Genomic DNA, 22,034 nt, shown 5'->3' with positions numbered 1-22,034 from the left:
TATTGGAATTCGTCAAGCTGGTCGGCTCCGTCTTCTCGCTGGTCAAGCTCGTAAACGATGGCGATCTCGCCGGCAGCCTTGACGGCGCACAGCTCAGCGCTTAATAACTATCGCCTTTCACAGAGGCCCAGAAGCTCCTTGGAATTCCAAGGAGCTTTTCTGATTGCAGCCAGCCGCTTTTCCAAGCCTTACTTTCGTTTCCGCCGCTTTTCGCGAACCCGAACAGCTATTCGCACCGGCGAGCCGGCAAAACCAAACGTTTCACGGAATTTACGTTCGAGGTAGCGGCGATAACCCGCATCCAGGAAACCGGTGGTAAACAGCACAATTACCGGCGGCCGCGTCGAGGCCTGCGTGGCAAACAGCACTCGCGGCACGCGCCCGCCCCGCATCGGCGGCGGATTTTGGGCGATCACGCCACGCAACCAGGTGTTCAATTGGCCGGTGGAAACGCGGGAGTCCCAGGATTCCAGCGCCTCCAGCATGGCGGGTTCCAATTTCTGCAACGCCCGACCGGTCTTTGCAGAGATGTTCACGCGGCGCGCCCACGGAATATGCGCCAATTGCTGTTCGATTTCCCGTTCGAGCAAGTCGCGGCGATCCTCGTCCACAAGGTCCCATTTATTATAGGCAACCACAAGCGCGCGGCCGGAGTCGATGATCATGCCCAGGATCTTCTGATCCTGCTCGCTGATATTTTCGGATGCGTCGATCAGGAACACGCACACCTCGGCGGCATCGATCGCACCGCGCGTGCGTAGCGACGCATAATACTCGTGGCCAACCGCACTTTTCACCTTTTTCCGCAGCCCGGCCGTATCAATAAACTTCCACAGATTCTGGTCCAATTGGACCAAAGAATCGACCGGATCGATGGTAGTTCCGGCGACATTATCCACCACCGCGCGTTCCTCGCCGGAGATTTTGTTTAGCAGCGAGGACTTCCCCACGTTCGGCTTTCCAACCAGAGCTACACGCCGCGGACCTGCGGTTATCGACGTCGCGCGGGGCGAATCCGGGAAGGATTCGACAATGACGTCCAGCACGTCGGCGCCGCCACGACCATGCAATGCGGATACCGGATATGGGTCCCCGAGGCCAAGGCCCCAAAACTCCGCCATATCCCCGTACTGGGCGTCCGAATCGAACTTATTTGCAACGAGAATGACGGGCACCTCGGCCTTTTGCAATCTGCGGGCCATCACCTGATCGGTTTCCGTAATACCCACCTTGGTGTCCACCACAAACACGATCACATCGGAGGTGGCCATCGCGGTTTCGGCCTGCCGGGCGATCGCGGCGTGGATGCCCTTGGCATCGGGATCCCAACCGCCGGTGTCTTGGACCCAGAAGCGGCGACCGTTCCAATCCGTAATATAGGAAACGCGATCGCGCGTGACGCCGGGAACATCCTCCACGACGGCCTCGCGGCGTTGCAAAAAGCGGTTTACCAGGGAGGATTTCCCCACATTTGGGCGGCCCACGATGGTAACGGTGCACAGCTCCTCTTCGGTATGCTGCGGCACTCCGTACGCTTCTTCGAGTTCTTCCCACTCGGCGTCGCCATAGCGCTCCCCGAAATCGGGCTCGCCGAAATCCGCCTCATCGAAATCCACGCCCTCGAAATCCTCATCGAAGTCACCCTCTTCGAAATCGGCAGCGCGCTCCGCGTCCATAGGTTCAAATTCTTGTTCGTCAGGGTTGTGGGGCTTCACAGCTCTGGAGTCCTTTCTGCGGAGGCTACGGCAAGCTCGACAAGGTGATCGATTACCTCGGCCAGGCTCAGGTCCGAGGTATCCACCAGTATCGCATCACTTGCTGGGCGCAACGGCGAGGCGGCGCGGTTGGAATCGTGGGCGTCTCGGCGCTCAATATCCGCCAAGATGGAATCGTAATCGGCGCTTCGGCCAGCGGCGATATCCTGATCAAATCTGCGTTGTGCGCGCACAGCGGCGGAAGCGGTCAGAAACACCTTCAGCGGGGCGTCGATAAGCACAACAGTTCCAATGTCGCGGCCTTCGACCACGCAACGGCCGGCCTGCTCGATCAGCGAACGCTGCAAATCCACCAGGTTCTCGCGCACCTCGGGAATCGCGGACACCGTGGAAACGTAGCGCGTCACCTCGGCGCTGCGGATGTCTGCGGAGACGTCGGCACCCGCGAGCAATACGGTGGTCGCTGCGGGGTCATCGTTGACTACCAGCGGCAATTCGGAAGTCGCGGCAATCACCGCGGCCGAATCTTGGGGATCAATGCCGTGCCGCAACACGTGCAGCGTGGCCACACGGTACATCGCGCCGGTATCCAAATACTTCGCCCCGAGGTGCTGGGCGAGGGCTCGGCACGCGGTCGACTTGCCCGTACCGGAAGGGCCATCAACCGCAACAATCAACCCGCCTTGCGGCATATTCGAAATCACATTCCCACCGCCTTATAGAGGCTCGTCAGCTCAGAATTGTTTAACGCGCGCAGCGTGCCGGGCTTTTGCTCGCCCAATTGCACCGTGTGAATCTTGGTGCGCACGAGGCGCTCCACGGGAAAACCCGCCTCTTTGAGCATTCGGCGAACGATGTGCTTGCGGCCCTCATGAAGCTCGATGCGGATCAGCGACTTGCCCTGCCAGGTGTCCACGATCTGCACATAGTCAGCCTTGGCCAAACCGTCCTCCAGTTCGACACCATTGCGGAGCGTACGCACCAGCGCACGATCGGCCTCGCCCTGCACCGTAGCCAAATACGTTTTCGAAACCTCGTATTTCGGGTGCATCAGCCGATTGGCCAGTTCCCCGTCGTTGGTCAGCAACAGCAGCCCCTCCGTATCGGCATCCAGCCGCCCCACGTGAAACAGGCGCTGACCTGCGCTTAAACGTTCGCTCACAATATCGCCGACGCACGGGCGGCCCATATCGTCCTGCATGGTGCACTGCAAACCCCATGGCTTATTCAGCAGGAAATACACCATGTCTTCGTTGACGCGGATACGCACGCCGTCGACACGCACAACGGCGGTGTCCGGATCAATGCGCATACCCTGCGCGGTGACCACCTTGCCATTGACCTCAACGCGACCGGCGGCGATCAACTTTTCGGCCATCCGGCGGGAGGCGACCCCGGCCTGGGCCAGCACTTTCTGCAGGCGCACCCCCTCCCCCTGAGGTTGATTGGCAAGGCGAGCGCTATCCACGTGCTGGTGCCGGGCTGGTTTCGCCTTGGACACGTACACATCGGCGGCATCGGACCGCGGACGCGCGGGTCGTTTGCGTTTCTTTTCCGGTATACCGTCACGGCGAGCGGGAGGAGTCACAATTGTGTCCAATCTGTATATGGTTGTGAAAATCGAATTCCACACTAGCCGATCGGCACCGCCGAATTCAATGCGCCGGAACGCGAATGCTTGCGGCTGCTTGTGCGAATTCCTCCCGCGTGTACTTGCCCGCTCCGGCAGGCAACCAACCCAGCAATGGCACGCCCGTCACCTCCGGTAATTCGGCGAGGTTCAGGCGCGTGGCCAGGTCCGGTTCCGCCGGCATCAAACCGCCGATCAGCCCCAAGACGTGCAGCCCCTTCGCGCGCGCCGCCGCCACGGTCAGTTCCGCCGCATTGAGCGAGCCGAGGCCCAGCGAGGTGACTACGATAATGCCGGCGTCGAGGCGCAGCGCGAGGTCCGCGATCGTCCAATCGTCCGCCATGCGCACGAGGAGTCCGCCAGCACCTTCGATAAGTAGGGTGCGTTGCGGGGTGGCGAGGCTTGTGATCCGATCCACCGTTTCCGTGAGCGAAAGCTGCGGCATGTTTGCCCGCCGCGCGGCGATATTCGGCGCCAACGGTTCGGGGTAGCGGGTAAACTCCACGCCGGTCACGCCGCTAAGGCGCGCGATGGTAACGATGTCCCCGCTACCGTCCGGTTCGCCCGTTTGTACGGGTTTGACGGGGAGGGCGTTCGGGATGCGCGTTGCCAGCGCCGCCGTGGCGATGGTCTTGCCCACATCCGTGTTTGTGCCGGTGACGACGATCATGATTTCTTCCTCTCTTCCGCCACAGTGGCCCGCACCGCAGCCGCCATAGCTTGGCAAATATTTTCTATTTCCGCGCTGGTGCAAAGAAACGGCGGCATGCAATAAATAAGCCTGCCGAACGGCCGTAACCACACCCGCTTATCGACGGCCGCTTCCGTCGCCGCCCGCACGTCCACTTCCTCGACCATTTCCACCACGCCAATCGCACCGAGCACGCGGACATCTTGCACGCCCGAAATGCCGCGCAGCGGGGCAAGACCCTCCTCCAACTCACGTTCGATTCGGGGGACTTGCGTCCGCCAATCCCCCGCCGCGATCAATCCCATCGCGGCGGTGGCCACCGCGCACGCGAGCGGATTGGCCATAAACGTCGGCCCGTGCATCAAGGCACCGCCGCCGGCCGGGGTCTGGATCGCCGCCGCCACCGCATCGGTGGTGATCGTGGCGGCCAGCGACATAAAACCACCGGTGAGCGCCTTACCCACGCACATGATGTCCGCCGCGATGTGCTCGGCGGCGAAGAGCCGCCCGGTGCGCCCGAATCCAGTTGCGATTTCATCGACGATTAAAAGCAGGCCGTGCGCATCGCAAATGCTGCGCAAACCTATCAGCAATTCGGGATCGTGGAAACGCATTCCGCCCGCGCCTTGCACCACGGGTTCCACGATCACGGCGGCATGAGTGTCTTCGATCAAAGAATCGAATTGTGCAAGATAGTCGGCGCGTGTGGTGGCGCTGGCGCCGCGATCCGGCGGCCGCGGCGCGAACGTGTGCTGCGGGAGGATCCCAGACCAGATCGAATGCATGCCCGAATCTGGGTCACATACGCTCATCGGGGCGAGCGTGTCCCCATGATAGCCACCGCGCCAGGTGACAAATTTGGTACGCTTCGCCTGTCCCAGCCCGCGCTGGTACTGGATGGCCATTTTCATCGCGACTTCCACGGAAACTGACCCGGAATCAGCGAAAAAGACCTTACTAAAATGCGGCGGCACCAAATCCAATAACGCCGCGGTCAATTCGGCCGCCGGGCGGTGCGTAAGCCCACCGAACATGACGTGGCTCATGCGCGAAAGTTGCTGGTTAGCTGCGGATACCAACGCCGGATGCCCATGCCCGTGGGCGGCGGCCCACCAGCTACTCATAGCATCGATAAGGCGCGTGCCGTCATCCAAAAACAAATGCACGCCCTCGGTTCGAGACACTACGCGCGGATCCATCGGCGCCGGAGTTGCGCTATATGGGTGCCAGATATGCGCCTGATCATACGCGACGATATCTGCAATCTTCGTAGACATTGTTCAACTATATAATGCCCCGCCCCTCCCGCGAAACTCCACCCCTATCGGTAGGCTAGCCCGAAAATATCCGCAGGTCAAGGCCCACTAGGGACTGTGTGAGCGGCCAGCATCACGCAGGGCATCTATACGATGTTTAACACAACTGAACGATGATCATGTAGAAATATTCCCATGACCCTTACTCAACGTGACACCGTGCACACCTCGGAACACTCTTCCCCGCCTCCCGTTACCCCCGGTATCGTGCCGGGCATCGTCGGCGTGGAAATGTGGGAGCGATTCAGCTTCTACGGCATGCAAGCAATCATGGTGTACTACCTATACGCCACCACCACCGGCATCGGCCTGGACAAAAGCACCGCCACCGCGCTCATGGGCGCTTACGGGGCATCCGTCTACCTGTGCACGCTGGCTGGCGGCTGGGTGGCGGACCGCCTCTACGGAGCCGAACGCACCCTCCTCGGCGGTGCCATCACCCTAGTGATCGGCCACCTTGCCCTCTCCCTTATCCCAGGCGGTTGGGGCGTGGCAATCGGCCTCGTCCTCGTAGCCATCGGCTCCGGATTCCTCAAAACGGCAGCCATCACCGTATTAGGACAAGCGTTCCCAACGGATGACGACGCCCGCCGCGACTCAGCATTCCAACTCTTCTACCTCGGCATCAATGTCGGCGCCCTGTTAGGTCCCCTGCTCACGGGATGGCTTGCCGATACCCGCGGCTACCATGTCGGCTTCGGCGCCGCCGCCGTACTCATGATTATCGCACTCACGTACTACTTGGCGTTTCGCCGCAAATTCCTCAGCCCCGAATTGCTGCGGCCGCACAATCCGATCACCTCCGCGCGCCCCCTCTACGCCGCAGCTGCCGCATTGTTGGTGGTCGCGGGCGTCGTCACGCTCGTTGCAACCGGGCAAATCGCGCTCAGCTCACTGGCCACCATACTCCTCATAGCCACGCTCACAGTGGCCGCCGCGCTATTCGCACAAATCCTCGGATCCAAAGACGTCACCGGCCCGGAAAAACGCCGCGCCATCGCCTACCTGCCGCTCTTCTTCGCCTCCTGCGCATTCTGGTCCGTGCTCAACCAAACCTACGGCGTCTTCGCCGTATACTCCGACGTGCGTCTCGACCGTACAATCGGATCCTTCACCATCCCCGCAAGCTGGACGCAATCGCTAAACCCGCTCTATATCCTGGCGTTCTCGCTACCACTCGCCTGGCTCTGGCGGCGCACGCCAAAACTAAACTCCCCGGCAAAAATGGGGTTGGGCGTAATCATCTCCGGATCCGGACTCCTAGTCATGCTGCCATTCGCAGGAAGTGGCGAAAACTCCACGCCATTTCTCGTGCTGGCCGGGGCAACGCTGATAATCACGTTGGGCGAATTGCTGGTCGGTCCGGTGGGAATGTCGGCAACCACGGCCTATGCACCGCAAGCATTTTCGACGCGGTTTTCCGCGCTGTACTTCCTGACCATGGCAATCGGAACCGCCACCGCCGGGGTACTCTCAACGTTCTACAACCCAGACAACGCGTCGGCGGAGGCGACATACTTTCTTACCTGCAGCGTGACGGTCATGGCGATCGGCCTGTTCGTGTTTTTATTGAGCCGAAAACTGCAGCACTAGGCGGTGGGTACTGCCGCTGCGATACGTTGTGTGCTGCGCATGAAGTTTTTTACACTCAAATCCCGGATTCCGCCGCGTAATTTTCATCGTTCGGGGCCGGCTGGGGCAGCTGCCGCGATATTTTTTACACAGATTTCGGGATTTTGATGTAAAAAATATCGGTAGACACCGTTCAACTCCCGCCGAAGAAAAGCGTTGCAGGCAACCGACCGCATCGAAATGGCGTATTTAGCGGCATGCGGCCATAGGTGACCAAGGGTAGTTGACTTCAAGGCCTTAACGGGGCTCCTACGGCGTTTGCGCAATAAGCTTTCGGGCGCAAAATGCATTGGACACAGTCGGTCGCGCCTGGGCCCAATGCATTGCCGCCCGCCGATCATTGGGGGCGCCGAGAATGAGGCCAGGCAAGCTAAAGTGCCTCATCGATGGCGGCTTCGAGCTTGAGGTTCCGCGCGGAGCGGTGCATATTGGCCCGTCTGGGGCCGGTAGCAATAGGTAGCGCACTTCACATGAAGTTTTTTACACTCAAATCCCGGATTCTGTGTAATTTTCATCATTCGGGGCCGGCTGGGGCCGCCGCCGCGATATTTTTTACACAGATTTCGGGATTTTGATGTAAAAAATATCGGTAGACATCGTTCAACTCCCGCCGAAGAAAAGCGTTGAGGGCAACCTACCGATGAAAGCAAGGAATTGCGGGCAACCGACCACCCAAAATGAAGCCAATTTACGCAATTCGGCCATAGGTGACCAAGGGTAACGGACTTCAAGGCCGCAGCGGGGCTCCTACGGCGTTTCACCAGGTGAGCGCCCGGAAACGATGCGAGCGGCGCAGCCAAGGCACCCGAAACCATGAGGAGCAACACCCGTTGCTCTAGTTGTATCCACCCCCCGATACCCGCCTCAGGTTAGTGAAGCGGGCTCGGCTGCTTTGGATACTTCGGTAGCCCCGGCACGACGGGCGCGAATTCGTGTGAATCCCCACAGTCCAAGGAATATCAGGCCGTAGACCAGCGCCATGGTTGGCGAGGTTGCGGCGTCGAGCCGATAGGCCACCCAGAACCCGATTTGGGAACTGGCCAGCGCGATGAGCATCGTGAGCGAAAGCAGTTCGCCCAGCGAGTGGGTGACCAGCAGCGCTGTGGCGGCCGGCACAATCATGAGCGCCACCACGAGGACCGCGCCCGCAGCGTTGAACGAGACCACGACGGTCAACGATACCAGCACCATGATGACGTAGTGCAGCAACCGCTGTTTCAAGCCTATCGACGCCGCGAACACAGGGTCGAATGTGGAGATCGTCAAGGGGCGGTGGGCAACGATAATAACGATGGCGGTAAGGAGCCCCACACTGCCCACGATCCAGGCGTCTTTTGGACCAAGGTCTATGCCGCCGATCACGAGGTGACTGAGTGCCGCGATATTGAGGTCGCCGACCAGCACCGTGTGTTCGGAGATCGTGGAGGTGGTGAGCCTTGTCGAAATGATGATTACGCCGATGGCGAAGAACGCCGGGAAGATAAGGCCGGTGGCGGAGTCTTCCGTGAATCGGCCGTGGCTACGCAACCATTCGGTGGCGGCGATAACCACCACGCCACCGATGGTGGCCCCGACGATCAGCCAGGGGGAACGAGGGGAACTCACCCACATTGCCGCGATGGCAATGCCGGGGAGCACTGCGTGCGATAACGCGTCCGAAAGCATGGCCTGTCGCCGGAGCACCAGCACGACGCCGGGCAAGGCGCAGGTCAATGCCACAACCAAGGCAAGGATGGAGACGGAGACGGCGAAACTCATGCGGCTCGCACCCCCGATCGCTTCGGGGTAAACACCATGGAGATCGCCACGATCACGCTGAGCACCAGGACGATCGCGGGCCCGGTGGGTACCTTGCCTGCGGCGACGGAGAAGTAGGTTCCTAGCACCGCCGCGATCGCGCCGAAGACGCCGGACAGGATCACCATGCTGCCCACCGTCTTGGAGAATTGGCGGGCGGCGGCGGGCGGGAATACCGCGAAGGCGATCATAAGGATCAGGCCCACGGCCTTCACGCCGATCACCATTGCGAGCACGATGAGCGCGAAGAAGAAAGGATTCAGCCAGCGCAGCGGAAGGCCCGCAATGTAGGCCATTTCATTGTCAAAGGTCATAAAGGTGAATGGTCGCCAAAAGACGGCGAGCAGCACGATGACAACGATGCAGACCACGGCGATGGTGGTGACGTCGAGATTGGTCAGCGTGGCCGCGTTTCCGAACATGAGTTCTTCGATGCCGCCCTTGCCGGGAATGCGACTCCGCTGGATGATCTGCAGCAACAGCAGGCCACCACCGAGGAAGAGCGAGAGCATGACCGCCATCGTGGCATCGATTCCGATGCGGGTGGTATCGGCGACACGGTTCGCAAGCACCACCGATAGCAAGCCCGTGATCAGCGCTCCGACCGTGATCACGGGCATGGCGCGGGCGTCGACAAGGAACGGGGAAAACCCAATCACCAAGAACGCGCCCATCACACCCGGCGTGGCCGAGTGGCCGATCACGTCCGACATCAGCGATTGTTTCCGCAGGTACAGGAACGCGCCCATGGCGCCCGAGCAGGCGCCGATCAGCACCGTTCCATACACGATGCGCCGGTAGGCAAATTCAGACAAGAACTCGATAAGGCTCACTACAGCAACCCCAACCCAAACGCTTCGTTGACATACTCGCGAGTAAAGGACTCTGCGACGGGACCGGTAGAAACGAGGTGCTTGTTCAAAATGGTCACGTGATCGCACAACTCCGCCACCGTGGAAAGGTCGTGGTGAACGATCACGATGGATGCCCCGGCGTCGCGAAGCTCGTGCAGCACGCCACGGATGACGCGCTCACTCGCGGCGTCGACACCCGCAAACGGCTCATCGAGCAGGTACAAGTCAGGTGCCTGCACCAAAATGCGAGCCACGAACACACGTTTGCGTTGGCCGCCGGACAGCTCCGAAATCTGGCGCCGCGCGAGCTCCTTAATGCCCACGCGTTCCAAGGCGTCCGCGACCTGCTGGCGCTGCTCTGGGGACATGCGTTTCAGCCATCCCAGCTTTGGGTATAGCCCCATGGCAACCACCTGCTCGACGGTAATGGGATAATCCCAATCCACCGCCGCGGATTGCGGCATATAGGCGACCCGGTTCCGGACGGCATCGAGCGGCTGTTCGAAGAACTTAATGGTGCCGGTCTGGCGCGGAATCAGATCGATAGCCGCCTTCATCACCGTGGACTTGCCGGCACCGTTGGGGCCGATCAGCCCCATCACGGCACCGGAAGGCACCACAAAACTGATGTTCTCTATGGCGCGAAAAGCACCATAGGTCACAGTCAGATCAGCCACATTGAGCGCGTTGACAGTTTCCTTAGTTCGGTCTTTAACCGACGAGGGCTTCACGGATTGCATCAGCGTTGTACTTCAGAATTCCGATGTAGGTGTCAGTGGGGGCGTTTTCACCAAGCGAGTCGGCGTAGAGTTCCTTATCCGAAATCACCACGTCCCAACCCTTGGACTTCACGGTCTCCTTCAGCGAGTTGATGGCCTGCGGGTTCGCCAGGTTGTCCTGGAAAATCGTGTGGATCTTCTTTTCCACGATAAAGTTGCCCAGCTCGGTCAGCTCGGTGGCGGACAGCTCGGACTCCGAGGTAACGAAGTCGGTGGCGTGGATCTCCAAGCCGAACTGCTTGCCAAAGTAGTTGAAGGCATCGTGACCGGTGATCAGGATGCGCTTGTCCTCCGGGATCGCATTGATCTGCTTTTCGACGTACTCCGCGGCCTCGTCGATCTCCTTGCTGTACTTTTCGGCGTTCTGCTTGTAGGTATCCGCATTGGCGGAGTCGACCTTGCCGAGCTTGTCGGCGATGCCGTCAACCACGTACTTCCAGTTGGAGGTGCTGTTCCAAATGTGCGGGTCGTAGAGCTTCTCGCCGCCCTCGCCCAGCTCCGGCCAATCCAGCAGGTCTTCCTTCGGGATGGCCTCCCCGACGGCGTACTGCCGATCGCCCTGCGCCTCCAGTTGATCGATCATCTGGGCTTCCATGTGCAGACCGGTCCACAGCACCACGTCCGCTTCCTGGATCTTCGAAATGTCTTGCGTGGTCGGCTGGTAGGTGTGCGGGTCGCCGCCAGGACCAACCATGATCGTGACATCGGCGTCCGGCGCGACGTTCTTGACCGCATCACCGATGTAGCCGGTCGTGGCAAACACGGTGAGAGCTTTGCCGTCGGAAGAAGTCGACCCCGACGACGTATCTTCGGCACTGCATGCGACGAGCCCGCCGGCAACAACCAGCGCCGCGACGGAGGCGGCAGCACGGCGCAAGAAGCTGCGGCGAGGAATTTCGCTATTGAAGTTCATTTCCATAGGTGTCGATCTTAGGGTGTAGACCATGAAGTTAGCCATACCTACAAAGCGATTGATTCATTTCGGGGGTACTCAATAGTTTGGGGTCCCACGCGGACAGAGTTCTGGGCAGTGAATTCCCAAGTCGTGGGAAAGTAGATTACCCCCTAACCCCGCTTCGAACATCAGCGCAGTGTTGAATCTAAAACTCTTCCTCAATGGAATCCACATCGGGCAGCAGCGGCGCCAGATTAGGCAGCTCCTCCAAGGACGCAATCCCCAATTGCTCCAGCAGCAATTCGGTGGTCACATAGTGATGCGCGGGCCCCACGGCCCCCTCCACCTGCACTTCCGCTATCAACCCCCGCAATTGCAAGGTGCGCATCACGCCGTCTACATTCACGCCGCGCACCGCCGAAACCTGGGCGCGCGTCACCGGCTGCCGGTACGCGACCACCGCGAGGGTTTCCAACGCGGCGCGCGTCAGCCTGGTTTGGGTGCCGTCCAGCAGGAAATGCTCCACCGCGTCGGCGTTTTCTTGGCGCGTGTAAAAGCGCCACCCATCCTCGCTTTCCCGCAGGTCAATGCCGCTTCCGCGGTCATCTAATTCGGTGGCGATCTCGCGCAACACCGCAGCCACCTCGGCCGCCGGGACGCCAACCGCGTTAGCGAGCGCGGCGACCGTCACCGGCGAATCCACCACCAGCAATACCGACTCAAGCTGGGACCGTAACCGAGAAACCGAGGACATCACATCTGCAGATTGTACGCACGCAACCTATCGGACAGACTCAATCGGTTGTGCCATGTCAGGGCGCCCCCACTCCGCCCACGAGCCGTCATACACCACCACATCCGTGTAACCGGCCTCGAGCGCAGCCAAGGCAAGCACGCACGCGGAAACGCCGGAGCCGCAGGTCATGGTGAGGTGCTGGGCGTCGTCAATCTGGGCGCGGAACAATCGCTGCAGGTCGGTGGGCGGCAACATCAGACCACGCTCATCAAAAAGCCTGGTGTACGGCAAATTCGCGCTGCCGGGAATGTGGCCGCCGTGGACGCCGTCGCGCGGCTCGGGCTCAGTGCCGGCGAAACGCCCCGACGAGCGCGCATCGACGACCGCGTGTCCGCTGCGGGCAAGCGCGTGCTGCACCCCAGTAATACCGGTCAACAGTTCGGGGCGTTCGGAACCCCGGATAACGCCGGGCTGCTCCGCGATAGCCTCATCGAAATTCCTGATAGGGGCGGTTTCCTGCCCCGCCTCAACCCACGCCGGCAACCCGCCATCAAGCACGAACACAGAATCGAGCCCGGCGGCGCGGGCCAACCACCACACGCGGGGGCCGCACATCACGCCAAAGCGGTCATACACCACAACGGTCGTCTCCTGGCCAATGCCAAGCCGCGTAAACGGGGCGGCCACATCGGCGGGCACGGTGTGCGGCAATTCCGCCCCGGCCTCCGAAAACGGCCCCTCCAAATCGGCGAGGATCGCGCCCGGAATGCCATTGGACAAGGACTTTTTCGGATTACCCATGGATGCGCAGAGCACCACAACATCGTCACGGCGGAGGTTGTCCGCCAGCCAGGAAACATCAACTAAGTAACTCATATTTCCCAAGCTTATCTACTCCCAGTCGCTCGCAGCCACCACCGCGGGGTCAACGTTTACGCCCGTCCAAGCGATTCTTAATTCGCCTAGCGACTCCACTTGGTCTACCCCCACCGCGTGTACTTTATACAATTCCAAGAGGGCGAGGAAGCGGCCGATAACCTCCATAGAAACTTCACAGTCTTTTGTCAGGGTTTGAAAGCTGACCCAGGTTCCCTTCCCTGCTTGGCGCAACGCCTCAAGCAATTTTCCGGCCTGTTCCGGCACCGATACCGCCGCCTGATGCAAGTGTGAAGTACCAACTTCGGGTACCCGTTTGGGGCGGAACACAGTTGCGGCTAGCTCGGCGAACGTGTCCGAATTATGCGACAATCGAACCGGCGGTAGCAATTGTGCGAACTGTGGCTCCAACGACACCGCGCGCGGGTATCGACGCCGCGCCGCAGCCTGCCATTGCGCAAACAGATCGGCCACCTGCTTATAAGCTTTGTATTGCAACAACCGTGCGAATAGTAAGTCGCGGGTTTCTAGCAGCTCAAGATCCTCGATCTCGTCCGCCTCCCCGCGCGGCAATAAACGGGCGGTTTTCAAATCCAGCAAGGTGGCGGCGATAAGCACAAACTCGGTGATTTCATCAAGGTTCGCGGTCTCCCCCAAAGCCCGTGTATAAGAAATAAACTCGTCGGTGACCTCCGCGAGCGCCACTTCCGTGACATCCATCTTTTTTGCCGATATTAATTGCAGCAGCAGATCCAGCGGGCCCTCAAAGTTTTTCAGCGCCAGTGTGAAGCCCGTGATCTCCGGCTGATTCGCCTCCGGCGCGAGCGCATCGTATTGAGTCACGCGCTAACAAGTTCGCTCGATGACTTCGCGGGCGAGGTCGCGATATTGGGCGGCGCCCGGGGAGTTCGGCGCCCACGTGATAATCGGCTCACCCGCCACGGAGGTTTCCGGGAAACGCACCGTGCGGGTAATCACGGTATCGAAGACCTGTTCGCCGAATACCTCGACCACGCGAGACATAACCTCCCGCGCGTGGCTCGTACGGCGATCGAACATGGTGACAAGGATACCGATGATCTCTAGGTTGAAGTTCAAGCGGTCCTGCACCTTGCTCACCGTGTCCGTAAGCAATGCTAGGCCGCGCAGCGAAAAGTATTCGCACTCCATCGGAATAATCACGCCGTGCGAACAGGTAAGCGCATTGACGGTAAGCAAACCCAGCGAGGGCTGGCAATCCAAAATAATGTAATCGTAGTCGCGCATGACCGGGCGCAGCGCGCGCGCCAAGGTTTGCTCGCGGCCCACCTCGTTGACTAATTGGATCTCCGCCGCGGAGAGATCGATATTCGCCGGAACCAAATCCAACCCAGGAACATTTGTTCGATGGATCGCATTTAAAATGGAAGTTTGATTGTCCACTAAGAGGTTGTACACAGTAAGGTCAAGTTCTTCATGTGGCACGCCCAAACCTGCGGACAGCGCACCCTGTGGATCCAAATCCACCAACAGCACCCGACGCCCGAGATCCGCTAAACACGCACCCAAGTTAATTGTGGACGTCGTTTTCCCCACGCCGCCTTTTTGGTTGCACATTGAAATAATCTTGGCTGGCCCATGGCGATCCAATGGCTTTGGTTCAGGGAGCTTTCGCACCGGTCGGCCGGTAAGGCCGACTTCGGGCCCGTCCTGATGTTTCGAGCCGTTATCGCCGTTTGCAGACAAGATCAATCCCTCTTCCTTGACAGAATTGGCTAGTGCACGATGTTCATGCTCCCAGAAGACAGAATACATTGCATACTCACAAGCATCGTGCACATTTTCCGCAAGCGAGGCGACAATGCTGCAGACTTGACCGGTCTCAAGTTTTATGCGCGGGGGTGCGCCTCCCGCCACACCTGACGGAGGTTTTCGGCGGACACATGGGTATAAATCTGCGTCGTGGTTACTGAGGAATGCCCGAGTAATTCTTGGACAACGCGCACATCCGCCCCGCCCTCAAGCAGGTGCGTAGCAAAACTGTGGCGCAAGGTATGCGGCGAAATATCGTGCTCGATCCCCGCCCGCTGCGCCGCACGTTTGACCACCGCCCACGCGCTCTGCCGGGACAGCGCACCCCCGCGCAGGTTCAAAAGCAGCGCGTGACTTTTCCCCGTCGTCAGGCTCGGTCGGCCGCGCACAAGATAATCGCTCACGGCCCGTTGCGCCTGCCGACCCACAGGCACCAGCCTCTCCTTGTTTCCCTTGCCGCGCACCAGTAGGTAGCCGCGCTGCTCCAACTCGGCCACATCATCGACATGCAATGCGGTCAATTCGCTGATGCGCGCACCCGTACCATACAACAGTTCGAGCAACGCACGGTCGCGCAGATCGACGGGCTCGGCGTGAGGCACGGCGTCGAGAAGCTTTTCGACGTCCGCGATGCTCAACGTATCCGGCAAGTGCCGGCCCTGCGCGGGGGGCGGAACCTCGGCGGCCACGTCGACATCAAGCACGCCTTCGGCAACCGCAAATTTGTGCAAACCGCGCGCGACAACCAAGGCCCGAGCGCTCGATGAAGCCGCCAATCCCCCACGCCGCAGATCCGCGACATAAAGTTCGATATCGGTGGTGGTCACGGAGGCGAGATCGGCGATGCCCGCGCCCTGCAGCCAGGCCAAATAACGCTCGACGTCCCTGCGGTAATTGCTCAGCGTATTGGCCGAAAGCCCCCGCTCTACCGTCAGGTGATTCAGCCAAGTATTCGCTATTGTGTGCGGGGATGTCACAGGCGTTTCATATCCTCGCCAAACCCCATCGCTTGCCGCCGCCGCGGCAGGCTCTCCGGACGCAAATCGAACGGTTCATCGACGCTGCGCGCGGTTGCGCGACCGGCGATCACCTCCCCCGCCACCATGATGCCGGCGATGGCGATCGAATTCTTCACCTCGCCCCGCAACACCATTTCGCGCGCCTGTTCGATTGGCACCCAGGTCAGGCTCATATCCGCCTCTTCGTCGTCCGCCGCGGGGCGCGGCACCTCGCTCAACTCCCGCGCAAGGTAGATGCGCACGGCCTCCTCGCAAAAACCGGGCGAGCACACGAGATCGGTCACCAGATCCCAGCGCGCGGCGGCCTGCCCGGCCTCCTCGGCCAGCTCGCGGCGCGCGCATTCCAAGGGATCCTCGTTGGCAATGTCGAGCAAACCGGCGGGCAATTCCCACAGCCGATCCTTGACGCAATGCCGGTATTGGCGCACCAGCGCGATGCGCTCGCCATCGAACGCAACGACGGCCACGGCACCGAAATGCTCCACGATCTCGCGGTTGGATTCGGTGCCGCCGGGCATCACCAAACGATCGCGGCGCACGGCGATAATCGGGGCTTCCAGCAGCACCTCGGAATCAACGACAGTAAACGAATGCTCTCCAGGAACGGTCATACTATCCAAGGATACGTGCGTCAGCGCAGCGGCACGGGCGGGGCCGCCGCATCCGTGTTCGTCGCCGCACCATAGGCCCCGGAACCGCCCTCCAATTGCTCCACCACCGCCAGGATCGTGCCCATACGGCCGAAACTGCGATCGATGGAATCCACGGTGGACACGGTATCGCGCCCCTCGGGCTTCTCCCGGATCCGGCCGATGGCACCGCCCTCCGCGGCGGCACCGAGGCGCCCGGCCACCACCACGCCCACCCCCTGGGAATCCATGCCCTGCGCAAAGGTTGCGATGGTGTTCGCGGCGAACGAGTTTTTCGAACCATCGTCATCACCGGTCAGCAGCAGCACGCCGGCCGCCGGCTGAATCGTGTTTTCCTTGAAGCTAATAAACCCGCCGTTTTTCAGCGCATCCAATAGCGCCGCGCGATCCTCGTCGCTCGCCGTGGCTTGCCCATCCACCGCGGCCAGCGCATAGCCGATCGCCTCGCCCGCATGCGTGCCCGGATCCAGGGTTTCCGTAGACAATTGCGCCCCGGCGGGCAGCGTATCGGTGATGATCCGCTTCAGGCTATCCGCCCCCTCCTGATCCAAAAACTTCTTTTCCAGCTTGATCACGCCGGCGTCGATGGCCCCCGCCCGGCGCAGCAACCAATCCACGTTTTCCACATCGTCCTTGTTCGCATCCGGCGTGGTCATTACAAGCACGGAGCGATCGATCAAGGTGGCGTCGACGGTGCCTTCCGCGATGCTGGCAATATAGCGATCCACGGTCTCGGCCTGGGTCTTGGCGTGTTCTGCCTCCTCCCGCGCCTGATCCAATTGCGCAACCGCATTGTTATTGTCCTGATTGCTGCCCCCCGGCACATTCGGCGACAGCACATATGTGCCCAATACCAATCCGATAGCAACGCCCAACATCAGGCCAGTCACGGTGGAACTTTTTAACGTCATTGCTGCTCCTACTTAAACCAGCCCTGCACGGCCAGCGCGATGTTGTTCCAAGTATCAATCAGATTTTCGGTAAAGGACCCAGTGCCAGAAGTCCCCGCAATCAGCAAAACCACGGCCACCACGACCAACGTAGCCAACGCGGCCCACACCCACGCCAAGCCCGCAGTGCCGCGCACTACGTACAATTCGGCGATGGCCGCGGCGTCGACAAGCTTGCTGCCGAGCCTGCTGCGGGTGAGCAACGAAGACGGCGTGGCATTGGGGTCGGCGGCGAAAATCTTCATCAGATCCAGCGGTGCCCCGACATTGACCACCAGCACCGCGCCATGATAGTCCGCGAGCAATAACGCCAGGTCCGTCGCGGAATCGCTGGCCGCCGGGAACGTCATCGCACCCACGCCGAGATCTTGGATGCGTTCCAGCCCCGCCGCGTGCCCATCTGGGTCGGCGGGCAGCACCACGCGCGCCCCGCTGCGCAACGCGTCCGCACCAATGCCCGCCGGATTGCCCACGATCAAATCCGGCTTATAACCCAGCTCCACGATCGTATCCGCGGCCTCGTCGCAGCCGATCAACACAGGCGAGTATTCCCGAATGTAATTTCTAAGCTCCTTGAGCTGTGTGCGATGCCCCGGCCCCGGGCTGACCACCACCACCGGCTTCCCCTCGATGTCCACGCCCACATCGGGCACGCCGAGGCCGTCGATAAGCAGCGGCGCCTCGGAATGAATGAACTGAATGGTATTGCCAAAAAACGCCTCCATATGGTCCAGCAGTTCCCGCTGTGCCTCTACGAAACCCTCTTCGGCTTCCGCGGCGGTGATCACCACGCCGGAAGCGATCAACTTCTCCCCATGGAATAACTGGCCGTCTTCCGTAATTCTGGCTTTCTTCCCATCGCGCAATTGATCCCAGATTTGCGCGCCCACGCCCTCCACCAACAAAATGTCCACATCGGTTAACATTTGCGGGCCAAAATTCGGATAGGCGCCGGTGGTAAAACGCGAAACATTGACCACGGCCGCGGGACCTGCATCAATAAGGCGTTGCGCTAATGAACGGGGCATGTCGGGGGCGTCGATAACGGCGATATCGCCTCCCGAAAGGCGTTTAAAACCCTTGCTGTTTGTGGTGCAATCGCGGATTACACCGTGCAGTCCAGGCAAATCTGAGTTGCGGGAAAAAAGACTCATGCAGCTTATTGTGCAGCGCAACCCTCAAGTAAGGGTGGAGGCGCGCCCTAGACTGAGAAGCTCTTACGTTCCGTTTTAGCCATTTCCAATAACTCCGCCGCGTGCGCGCGCCCCGTGTCCGTGTCCTCCAGGCCCGCCAACATGCGTGCCAATTCGGTGACGCGCCGTTCGCCGCTGAGGTGGTCCAGGCCGGAGGTTACGCTGGCGTCGCCCACATGTTTGGATACGTGCAGGTGGGCGTCCGCAAACGCCGCTACCTGCGGTAAGTGCGTTACCACCAGCACCTGATTGTGCCGGGACAAGCGTGCTAATCGACGCCCAATCTCTACCGCAGCGCGGCCGCCAACCCCGGCGTCCACCTCATCGAACACCAAGGTGGTGCCCGTGTTTCCGGCGGCGAGAATCACCTCCAGCGCCAACATCACGCGCGATAATTCGCCGCCGCTTGCCGAGGTTGCCAGTGGCCGCGGAATTGCATCGGCGGTGGGCGCGAGCAAGAATTCCACTTCGTCCGCGCCGTCTTTCCCCGGTTTAATTGGGCGCAATTCAGCCACGAAACTTGTTTTTGGCATGGCAAGACCATGAAGTTCCTCTGTGACCCGCTTGCTTAATTCTTTGGCTGCGTGTGTTCTCGCCTTGGTGAGCTTTGTGGCGGCAGCAAGCATTTTCTTTTCCGCGGCCGCGACCTGTTGCTGTAAGCGCGCCAACGCATCGCTGGAAATATCTATAGACTCCAGCTTTCGATGCGCTTTTTCCCGCCACGCCAGCACGCCATCAATATCCGGCGCGTATTTCCTAGTGAGTTGTTTTAATTGCTGCTGGCGTTGCAACATACTTTCCAACGCCTCCGCGTCGACCGGGAGTTCGGATAGAAAGTGCCCAAGCTCCGCGGAAATATCGCCCAACGCCGAGGTCAGCTCCGCCAATCGCTCCCCCAATTCCCGCAGCGTCGGGTCCTCGCTATCCGCCAACGCCGCCTGCGCCTGCCCCAATAAATCCGAGGCCACGGGCTCATCGACCAGCGCCTCCATATCCCCGTCGATGGCCCCCAACGCCGTTGCCGCCGCTTCCCGCAGCGTATCGACGTCCTGCAGCCTCCGGACCGCCGCCACCAGCTCGGCGTCCTCGCCGGGTTGCGGATGCACCGCATCGATTTCCCCGATTGCGAATTGCAGGCGATCCACCTCCTGCGCCAGCTCCCGCCGCTTGGTGCTGCGTTCCTGCAGGTCTTTGGCAAGGGCGCGCCACTGGCGATAATGCTCGCGATAGGCATCCACCAGCCCGGCAATCGTGGGATCTAGGCGGTCGAGCGCGGCGAGCTGCCGCTCCGGCGACAGCAGCCGCAGCTGATCGTTTTGCCCGTGAATGGCTAACAGCTCCACGCTGAATTCCTGCAGCGTGGCCGCCGGTACGGAACGGCCCCCGAGGTGCGCCCGCGAGCGTCCAGAAGCATTGACCACGCGGGAGGCGATAAACTCCCCGTTTTCGTCCGCGGCCCCACCGGCGGCGGCGACCACTTCCCGCGCCACCGCCTGGGATTCGACGGGCAGCGAATCCACCACGAATCGCCCCTCCACCACGGCCTGGTTGGCGCCGGCGCGCACCCGGGAGGCATCGGCACGCCCGCCGCACAACAAGCGCAGACCCGAAACCACCATGGTTTTTCCGGCGCCGGTTTCACCGGTGAGCACCGTCAGCCCGGGGTGCAATTCGGTGGTAACAGCAGGAATGACGCCAAGGTTTTCGATGGTGATTTCCGCGAGCATAGCAATACTGTACCCCTCAGATAGGCAAACAAACGTACTGGTGAGGCGCGTGGCGGCCTAATCCGGGCCGCGCCAACCCTCCACCGGAAGCCGGAACTTGGTGACCAACCGATCCGTGAACGTGACATCATCCAGCCGCACCCAACGCACTGGGCGCACCCCGCGCACCACCTCGACCCGGGAACCCGGCGGCATGGGCAATTTACGGAACCCGTCCATCACCACCTCCGCCGGATTGGAACGCATCGTGGATTCCACCGCCACCGTGGAATGCGGGCTCACCACCAGCGGACGGGCGAACAATGCGTGCGCATTATTGGGCACCACCAAGATCGCATCGAGCTCCGGCCACAGCACCGGGCCGCCCGCGGAGAACGCATAGGCGGTGGAACCCGTCGGGGTGGAGATCAACACGCCGTCGCAACCATAGGTGCTCACCGGGCGGGCATCCACCTCCAATAACACATCCAACACGCCGCTGCGATCCTGGTTTTCAATGCTTACCTCGTTGAGCGCCCAGCCGGTGCCCAAGCACTTCTTCTCATTATTGGTCACCCGGACCTCGACGGTCATGCGATCCTCAACGCGATAATCGCAATCGATCACGCGTTGGATCGCCTCATCCAACGAGTCCTTTTCCCACTCCGCCAGGAAGCCGATATGGCCAAGGTTGATGCCCAGCACCGGCACATCAACGCTGTGCGCGATATCGGCGGCACGCAGAAACGTCCCGTCACCGCCCAGCACCAGCACCAATTCCACCCCCAAGGCGGCCTCATAGGAGTGGCGGTACAGATCAAAGCGGCCAAGCACCGGATGCTCCGCCACCGAACTGGCATCCCGGTACACCAGCACGCGCACCACAATGCCCGCGGCATCCAAAAGCTCTGCCGCGCGGGCGGCGGATTCCACATTGGTGCGGCGGCCAGTATGGGGAACGAGCAACACCTCACGAGGACTCATTGCGGGCCTTCCTTTACGGCAGTTTCGATCATCCGGTCAAGTTCCTGAGCGGTCGGCGCCGAGGCGCCACCATCTTTGATCAGCATCAGAAAATACTCCACATTGCCACTCGGACCGGGCAGCGGCGAAGCAACCACTCCGTTACAACTTAACCCCAGCGTCGCGGCAAATTCCGCGACTTCGCGCGTGACTTCCGCACGCAATTGTGGGCTCCGCACCACCCCGCCGGCACCCAGGCGATCCTTCCCCACTTCGAACTGGGGTTTTACCATCGGAAGGAGCACGGCGCCCTCTGACATACATTCGACAATCGCGGGCAGCACCAAGCGCAGCGAAATAAACGACAAATCCCCCACCATCATGTCGCACGGCCCATCCGTGTGCTCCAGGGTCAACGAGCGCACATTGGTACGGTCCACCACACGAACCCGATCATCGTTTTGCAAGCGCCAGATGAGCTGACCGTAACCTACGTCCACGGCGACGACCTGCCGGGCGTCGAAACGCAATAACACGTCGGTAAAGCCGCCGGTAGAGGCGCCCGCATCGAGCACCTTTTTGCCCTTGACGCTGACGCCCAAAGGTTCGAATGCGGCAAGCGCGCCGAGAAGCTTATGGGCCCCGCGGGAAGCCCAATCGGCGTCACTGGCGGCGGCGACACGGATGGACACCTCAGGGTCAACAACCGTCGCCGGTTTCGCGGCGCGCAGCCCGGCAACCTCCACCCGCCCAGCCCGAATCAATTCCACCGCATGTTCCCTTGATCGAGCAATCTTTCGACGCACCAATTCAGCGTCAAGGCGCCTGCGCGCTACCATCA

21 protein-coding genes are annotated in these 22,034 nt (G+C 60.8%); 1 reads left to right on the top strand and 20 read right to left on the bottom strand.

Annotated elements, in window-relative coordinates; translation table 11 throughout:
- Positions 1-188: 188 nt before the first annotated feature.
- The 5 genes from der to CCANI_RS06570 form a co-directional block, all read right to left on the bottom strand.
- Positions 189-1,676: a ribosome biogenesis GTPase Der gene (gene der / locus CCANI_RS06590; protein WP_146323083.1), complete on the bottom strand. Its 1,488-nt coding sequence runs from the start codon at positions 1,674-1,676 to the stop codon at positions 189-191.
- 35 nt (positions 1,677-1,711) lie between these two features.
- A complete protein-coding gene (gene cmk / locus CCANI_RS06585) occupies positions 1,712-2,407 on the bottom strand; it encodes a (d)CMP kinase (RefSeq protein ID WP_146323231.1) in 696 nt (231 codons plus the stop codon).
- An 8-nt stretch (positions 2,408-2,415) separates the two neighbouring features.
- Positions 2,416-3,303: a pseudouridine synthase gene (locus CCANI_RS06580; protein WP_146323082.1), complete on the bottom strand. Its 888-nt coding sequence runs from the start codon at positions 3,301-3,303 to the stop codon at positions 2,416-2,418.
- Between the two features lie 67 nt (positions 3,304-3,370).
- On the bottom strand, positions 3,371-4,015 hold the full coding sequence (bioD, locus tag CCANI_RS06575; RefSeq protein ID WP_146323081.1) for a dethiobiotin synthase: 645 nt from the start codon (positions 4,013-4,015) through the stop codon (positions 3,371-3,373).
- Positions 4,012-5,313, bottom strand: coding sequence for an adenosylmethionine--8-amino-7-oxononanoate transaminase (locus CCANI_RS06570; protein WP_146323080.1), 1,302 nt, complete (start codon positions 5,311-5,313; stop codon positions 4,012-4,014). The genes bioD and CCANI_RS06570 overlap by 4 nt, the downstream gene beginning before the upstream one ends.
- A 174-nt stretch (positions 5,314-5,487) precedes the next feature.
- On the opposite strand from CCANI_RS06570, the gene CCANI_RS06565 reads away from it, so the two are divergent.
- Complete coding sequence (locus tag CCANI_RS06565) at positions 5,488-6,945, top strand: peptide MFS transporter (RefSeq protein WP_146323079.1); 1,458 nt, start codon at positions 5,488-5,490, stop codon at positions 6,943-6,945.
- 903 nt (positions 6,946-7,848) lie between these two features.
- On the opposite strand, the gene CCANI_RS06560 is transcribed toward CCANI_RS06565, so the two are convergent.
- The 15 genes from CCANI_RS06560 to CCANI_RS06490 all read right to left on the bottom strand — a co-directional run bounded on the left by CCANI_RS06560 (position 7,849) and on the right by CCANI_RS06490 (position 22,032).
- On the bottom strand, positions 7,849-8,742 hold the full coding sequence (locus CCANI_RS06560; protein ID WP_146323078.1) for a metal ABC transporter permease: 894 nt from the start codon (positions 8,740-8,742) through the stop codon (positions 7,849-7,851).
- The gene (locus CCANI_RS06555) at positions 8,739-9,614 is read right to left on the bottom strand and encodes a metal ABC transporter permease (RefSeq protein ID WP_146323077.1); all 876 of its coding nucleotides are present in this window, start codon (positions 9,612-9,614) and stop codon (positions 8,739-8,741) included. Before CCANI_RS06555 ends, CCANI_RS06560 begins: the two co-directional genes overlap by 4 nt.
- Positions 9,614-10,375, bottom strand: a complete 762-nt coding sequence (locus tag CCANI_RS06550) for a metal ABC transporter ATP-binding protein (RefSeq protein ID WP_146323076.1) — start codon at positions 10,373-10,375, stop codon at positions 9,614-9,616. Before CCANI_RS06550 ends, CCANI_RS06555 begins: the two co-directional genes overlap by 1 nt.
- Positions 10,347-11,327: a metal ABC transporter solute-binding protein, Zn/Mn family gene (locus tag CCANI_RS06545; protein WP_146323230.1), complete on the bottom strand. Its 981-nt coding sequence runs from the start codon at positions 11,325-11,327 to the stop codon at positions 10,347-10,349. Before CCANI_RS06545 ends, CCANI_RS06550 begins: the two co-directional genes overlap by 29 nt.
- A 187-nt stretch (positions 11,328-11,514) precedes the next feature.
- On the bottom strand, positions 11,515-12,063 hold the full coding sequence (gene scpB, locus CCANI_RS06540) for an SMC-Scp complex subunit ScpB (protein WP_146323229.1): 549 nt from the start codon (positions 12,061-12,063) through the stop codon (positions 11,515-11,517).
- 27 nt (positions 12,064-12,090) lie between these two features.
- Complete coding sequence (locus CCANI_RS06535; RefSeq protein WP_146323075.1) at positions 12,091-12,921, bottom strand: sulfurtransferase; 831 nt, start codon at positions 12,919-12,921, stop codon at positions 12,091-12,093.
- 15 nt (positions 12,922-12,936) lie between these two features.
- Entirely contained in the window at positions 12,937-13,764 is an 828-nt protein-coding gene (locus tag CCANI_RS06530; protein WP_146323074.1) for a segregation and condensation protein A, read from the bottom strand.
- 3 nt (positions 13,765-13,767) lie between these two features.
- A complete protein-coding gene (locus CCANI_RS06525; protein ID WP_146323073.1) occupies positions 13,768-14,715 on the bottom strand; it encodes a ParA family protein in 948 nt (315 codons plus the stop codon).
- 74 nt (positions 14,716-14,789) lie between these two features.
- Positions 14,790-15,689 (bottom strand): site-specific tyrosine recombinase XerD, encoded by a 900-nt coding sequence (gene xerD, locus CCANI_RS06520; RefSeq protein WP_146323072.1) that lies wholly within the window; start codon positions 15,687-15,689, stop codon positions 14,790-14,792.
- Positions 15,686-16,342 carry an NUDIX domain-containing protein gene (locus CCANI_RS06515; protein WP_146323071.1) on the bottom strand — a complete coding sequence of 219 codons (657 nt, stop codon included), beginning with the start codon at positions 16,340-16,342 and terminating at the stop codon, positions 15,686-15,688. Before CCANI_RS06515 ends, xerD begins: the two co-directional genes overlap by 4 nt.
- 20 nt (positions 16,343-16,362) lie before the next feature.
- Complete coding sequence (locus CCANI_RS06510) at positions 16,363-17,292, bottom strand: copper transporter (RefSeq protein WP_146323070.1); 930 nt, start codon at positions 17,290-17,292, stop codon at positions 16,363-16,365.
- Positions 17,293-17,300: 8 nt separating this feature from the next.
- Positions 17,301-18,494, bottom strand: a complete 1,194-nt coding sequence (gene steA / locus CCANI_RS06505; protein ID WP_146323228.1) for a putative cytokinetic ring protein SteA — start codon at positions 18,492-18,494, stop codon at positions 17,301-17,303.
- Between the two features lie 38 nt (positions 18,495-18,532).
- Complete coding sequence (gene recN / locus CCANI_RS06500) at positions 18,533-20,251, bottom strand: DNA repair protein RecN (protein ID WP_146323069.1); 1,719 nt, start codon at positions 20,249-20,251, stop codon at positions 18,533-18,535.
- Between the two features lie 57 nt (positions 20,252-20,308).
- Positions 20,309-21,214 (bottom strand): NAD kinase, encoded by a 906-nt coding sequence (locus CCANI_RS06495; RefSeq protein WP_146323068.1) that lies wholly within the window; start codon positions 21,212-21,214, stop codon positions 20,309-20,311.
- Entirely contained in the window at positions 21,211-22,032 is an 822-nt protein-coding gene (locus tag CCANI_RS06490; protein WP_146323067.1) for a TlyA family RNA methyltransferase, read from the bottom strand. Before CCANI_RS06490 ends, CCANI_RS06495 begins: the two co-directional genes overlap by 4 nt.
- Between the last annotated feature and the right edge of the window lie 2 nt (positions 22,033-22,034).

It is taken from the genome of Corynebacterium canis (assembly GCF_030408595.1).
GTDB lineage: Bacteria > Actinomycetota > Actinomycetes > Mycobacteriales > Mycobacteriaceae > Corynebacterium > Corynebacterium canis.
Note: the sequence above shows the minus strand (reverse complement) of the source record. Positions and strands in the feature narration are given on the sequence as shown.

Coding starts and splice junctions, on each gene's coding strand:
- der (WP_146323083.1), bottom strand. CDS start 1,676: ATGGACGCGGAGCGCGCTGCCGATTTCGAAGAGGGTGACTTCGATGAG.
- cmk (WP_146323231.1), bottom strand. CDS start 2,407: ATGCCGCAAGGCGGGTTGATTGTTGCGGTTGATGGCCCTTCCGGTACG.
- bioD (WP_146323081.1), bottom strand. CDS start 4,015: ATGATCGTCGTCACCGGCACAAACACGGATGTGGGCAAGACCATCGCC.
- CCANI_RS06570 (WP_146323080.1), bottom strand. CDS start 5,313: ATGTCTACGAAGATTGCAGATATCGTCGCGTATGATCAGGCGCATATC.
- CCANI_RS06565 (WP_146323079.1), top strand. CDS start 5,488: ATGACCCTTACTCAACGTGACACCGTGCACACCTCGGAACACTCTTCC.
- CCANI_RS06560 (WP_146323078.1), bottom strand. CDS start 8,742: ATGAGTTTCGCCGTCTCCGTCTCCATCCTTGCCTTGGTTGTGGCATTG.
- CCANI_RS06550 (WP_146323076.1), bottom strand. CDS start 10,375: ATGCAATCCGTGAAGCCCTCGTCGGTTAAAGACCGAACTAAGGAAACT.
- CCANI_RS06545 (WP_146323230.1), bottom strand. CDS start 11,327: ATGAACTTCAATAGCGAAATTCCTCGCCGCAGCTTCTTGCGCCGTGCT.
- scpB (WP_146323229.1), bottom strand. CDS start 12,063: ATGTCCTCGGTTTCTCGGTTACGGTCCCAGCTTGAGTCGGTATTGCTG.
- CCANI_RS06535 (WP_146323075.1), bottom strand. CDS start 12,921: ATGAGTTACTTAGTTGATGTTTCCTGGCTGGCGGACAACCTCCGCCGT.
- CCANI_RS06525 (WP_146323073.1), bottom strand. CDS start 14,715: ATGTATTCTGTCTTCTGGGAGCATGAACATCGTGCACTAGCCAATTCT.
- CCANI_RS06515 (WP_146323071.1), bottom strand. CDS start 16,342: ATGACCGTTCCTGGAGAGCATTCGTTTACTGTCGTTGATTCCGAGGTG.
- CCANI_RS06510 (WP_146323070.1), bottom strand. CDS start 17,292: ATGACGTTAAAAAGTTCCACCGTGACTGGCCTGATGTTGGGCGTTGCT.
- recN (WP_146323069.1), bottom strand. CDS start 20,251: ATGCTCGCGGAAATCACCATCGAAAACCTTGGCGTCATTCCTGCTGTT.
- CCANI_RS06495 (WP_146323068.1), bottom strand. CDS start 21,214: ATGAGTCCTCGTGAGGTGTTGCTCGTTCCCCATACTGGCCGCCGCACC.
- CCANI_RS06490 (WP_146323067.1), bottom strand. CDS start 22,032: ATGGTAGCGCGCAGGCGCCTTGACGCTGAATTGGTGCGTCGAAAGATT.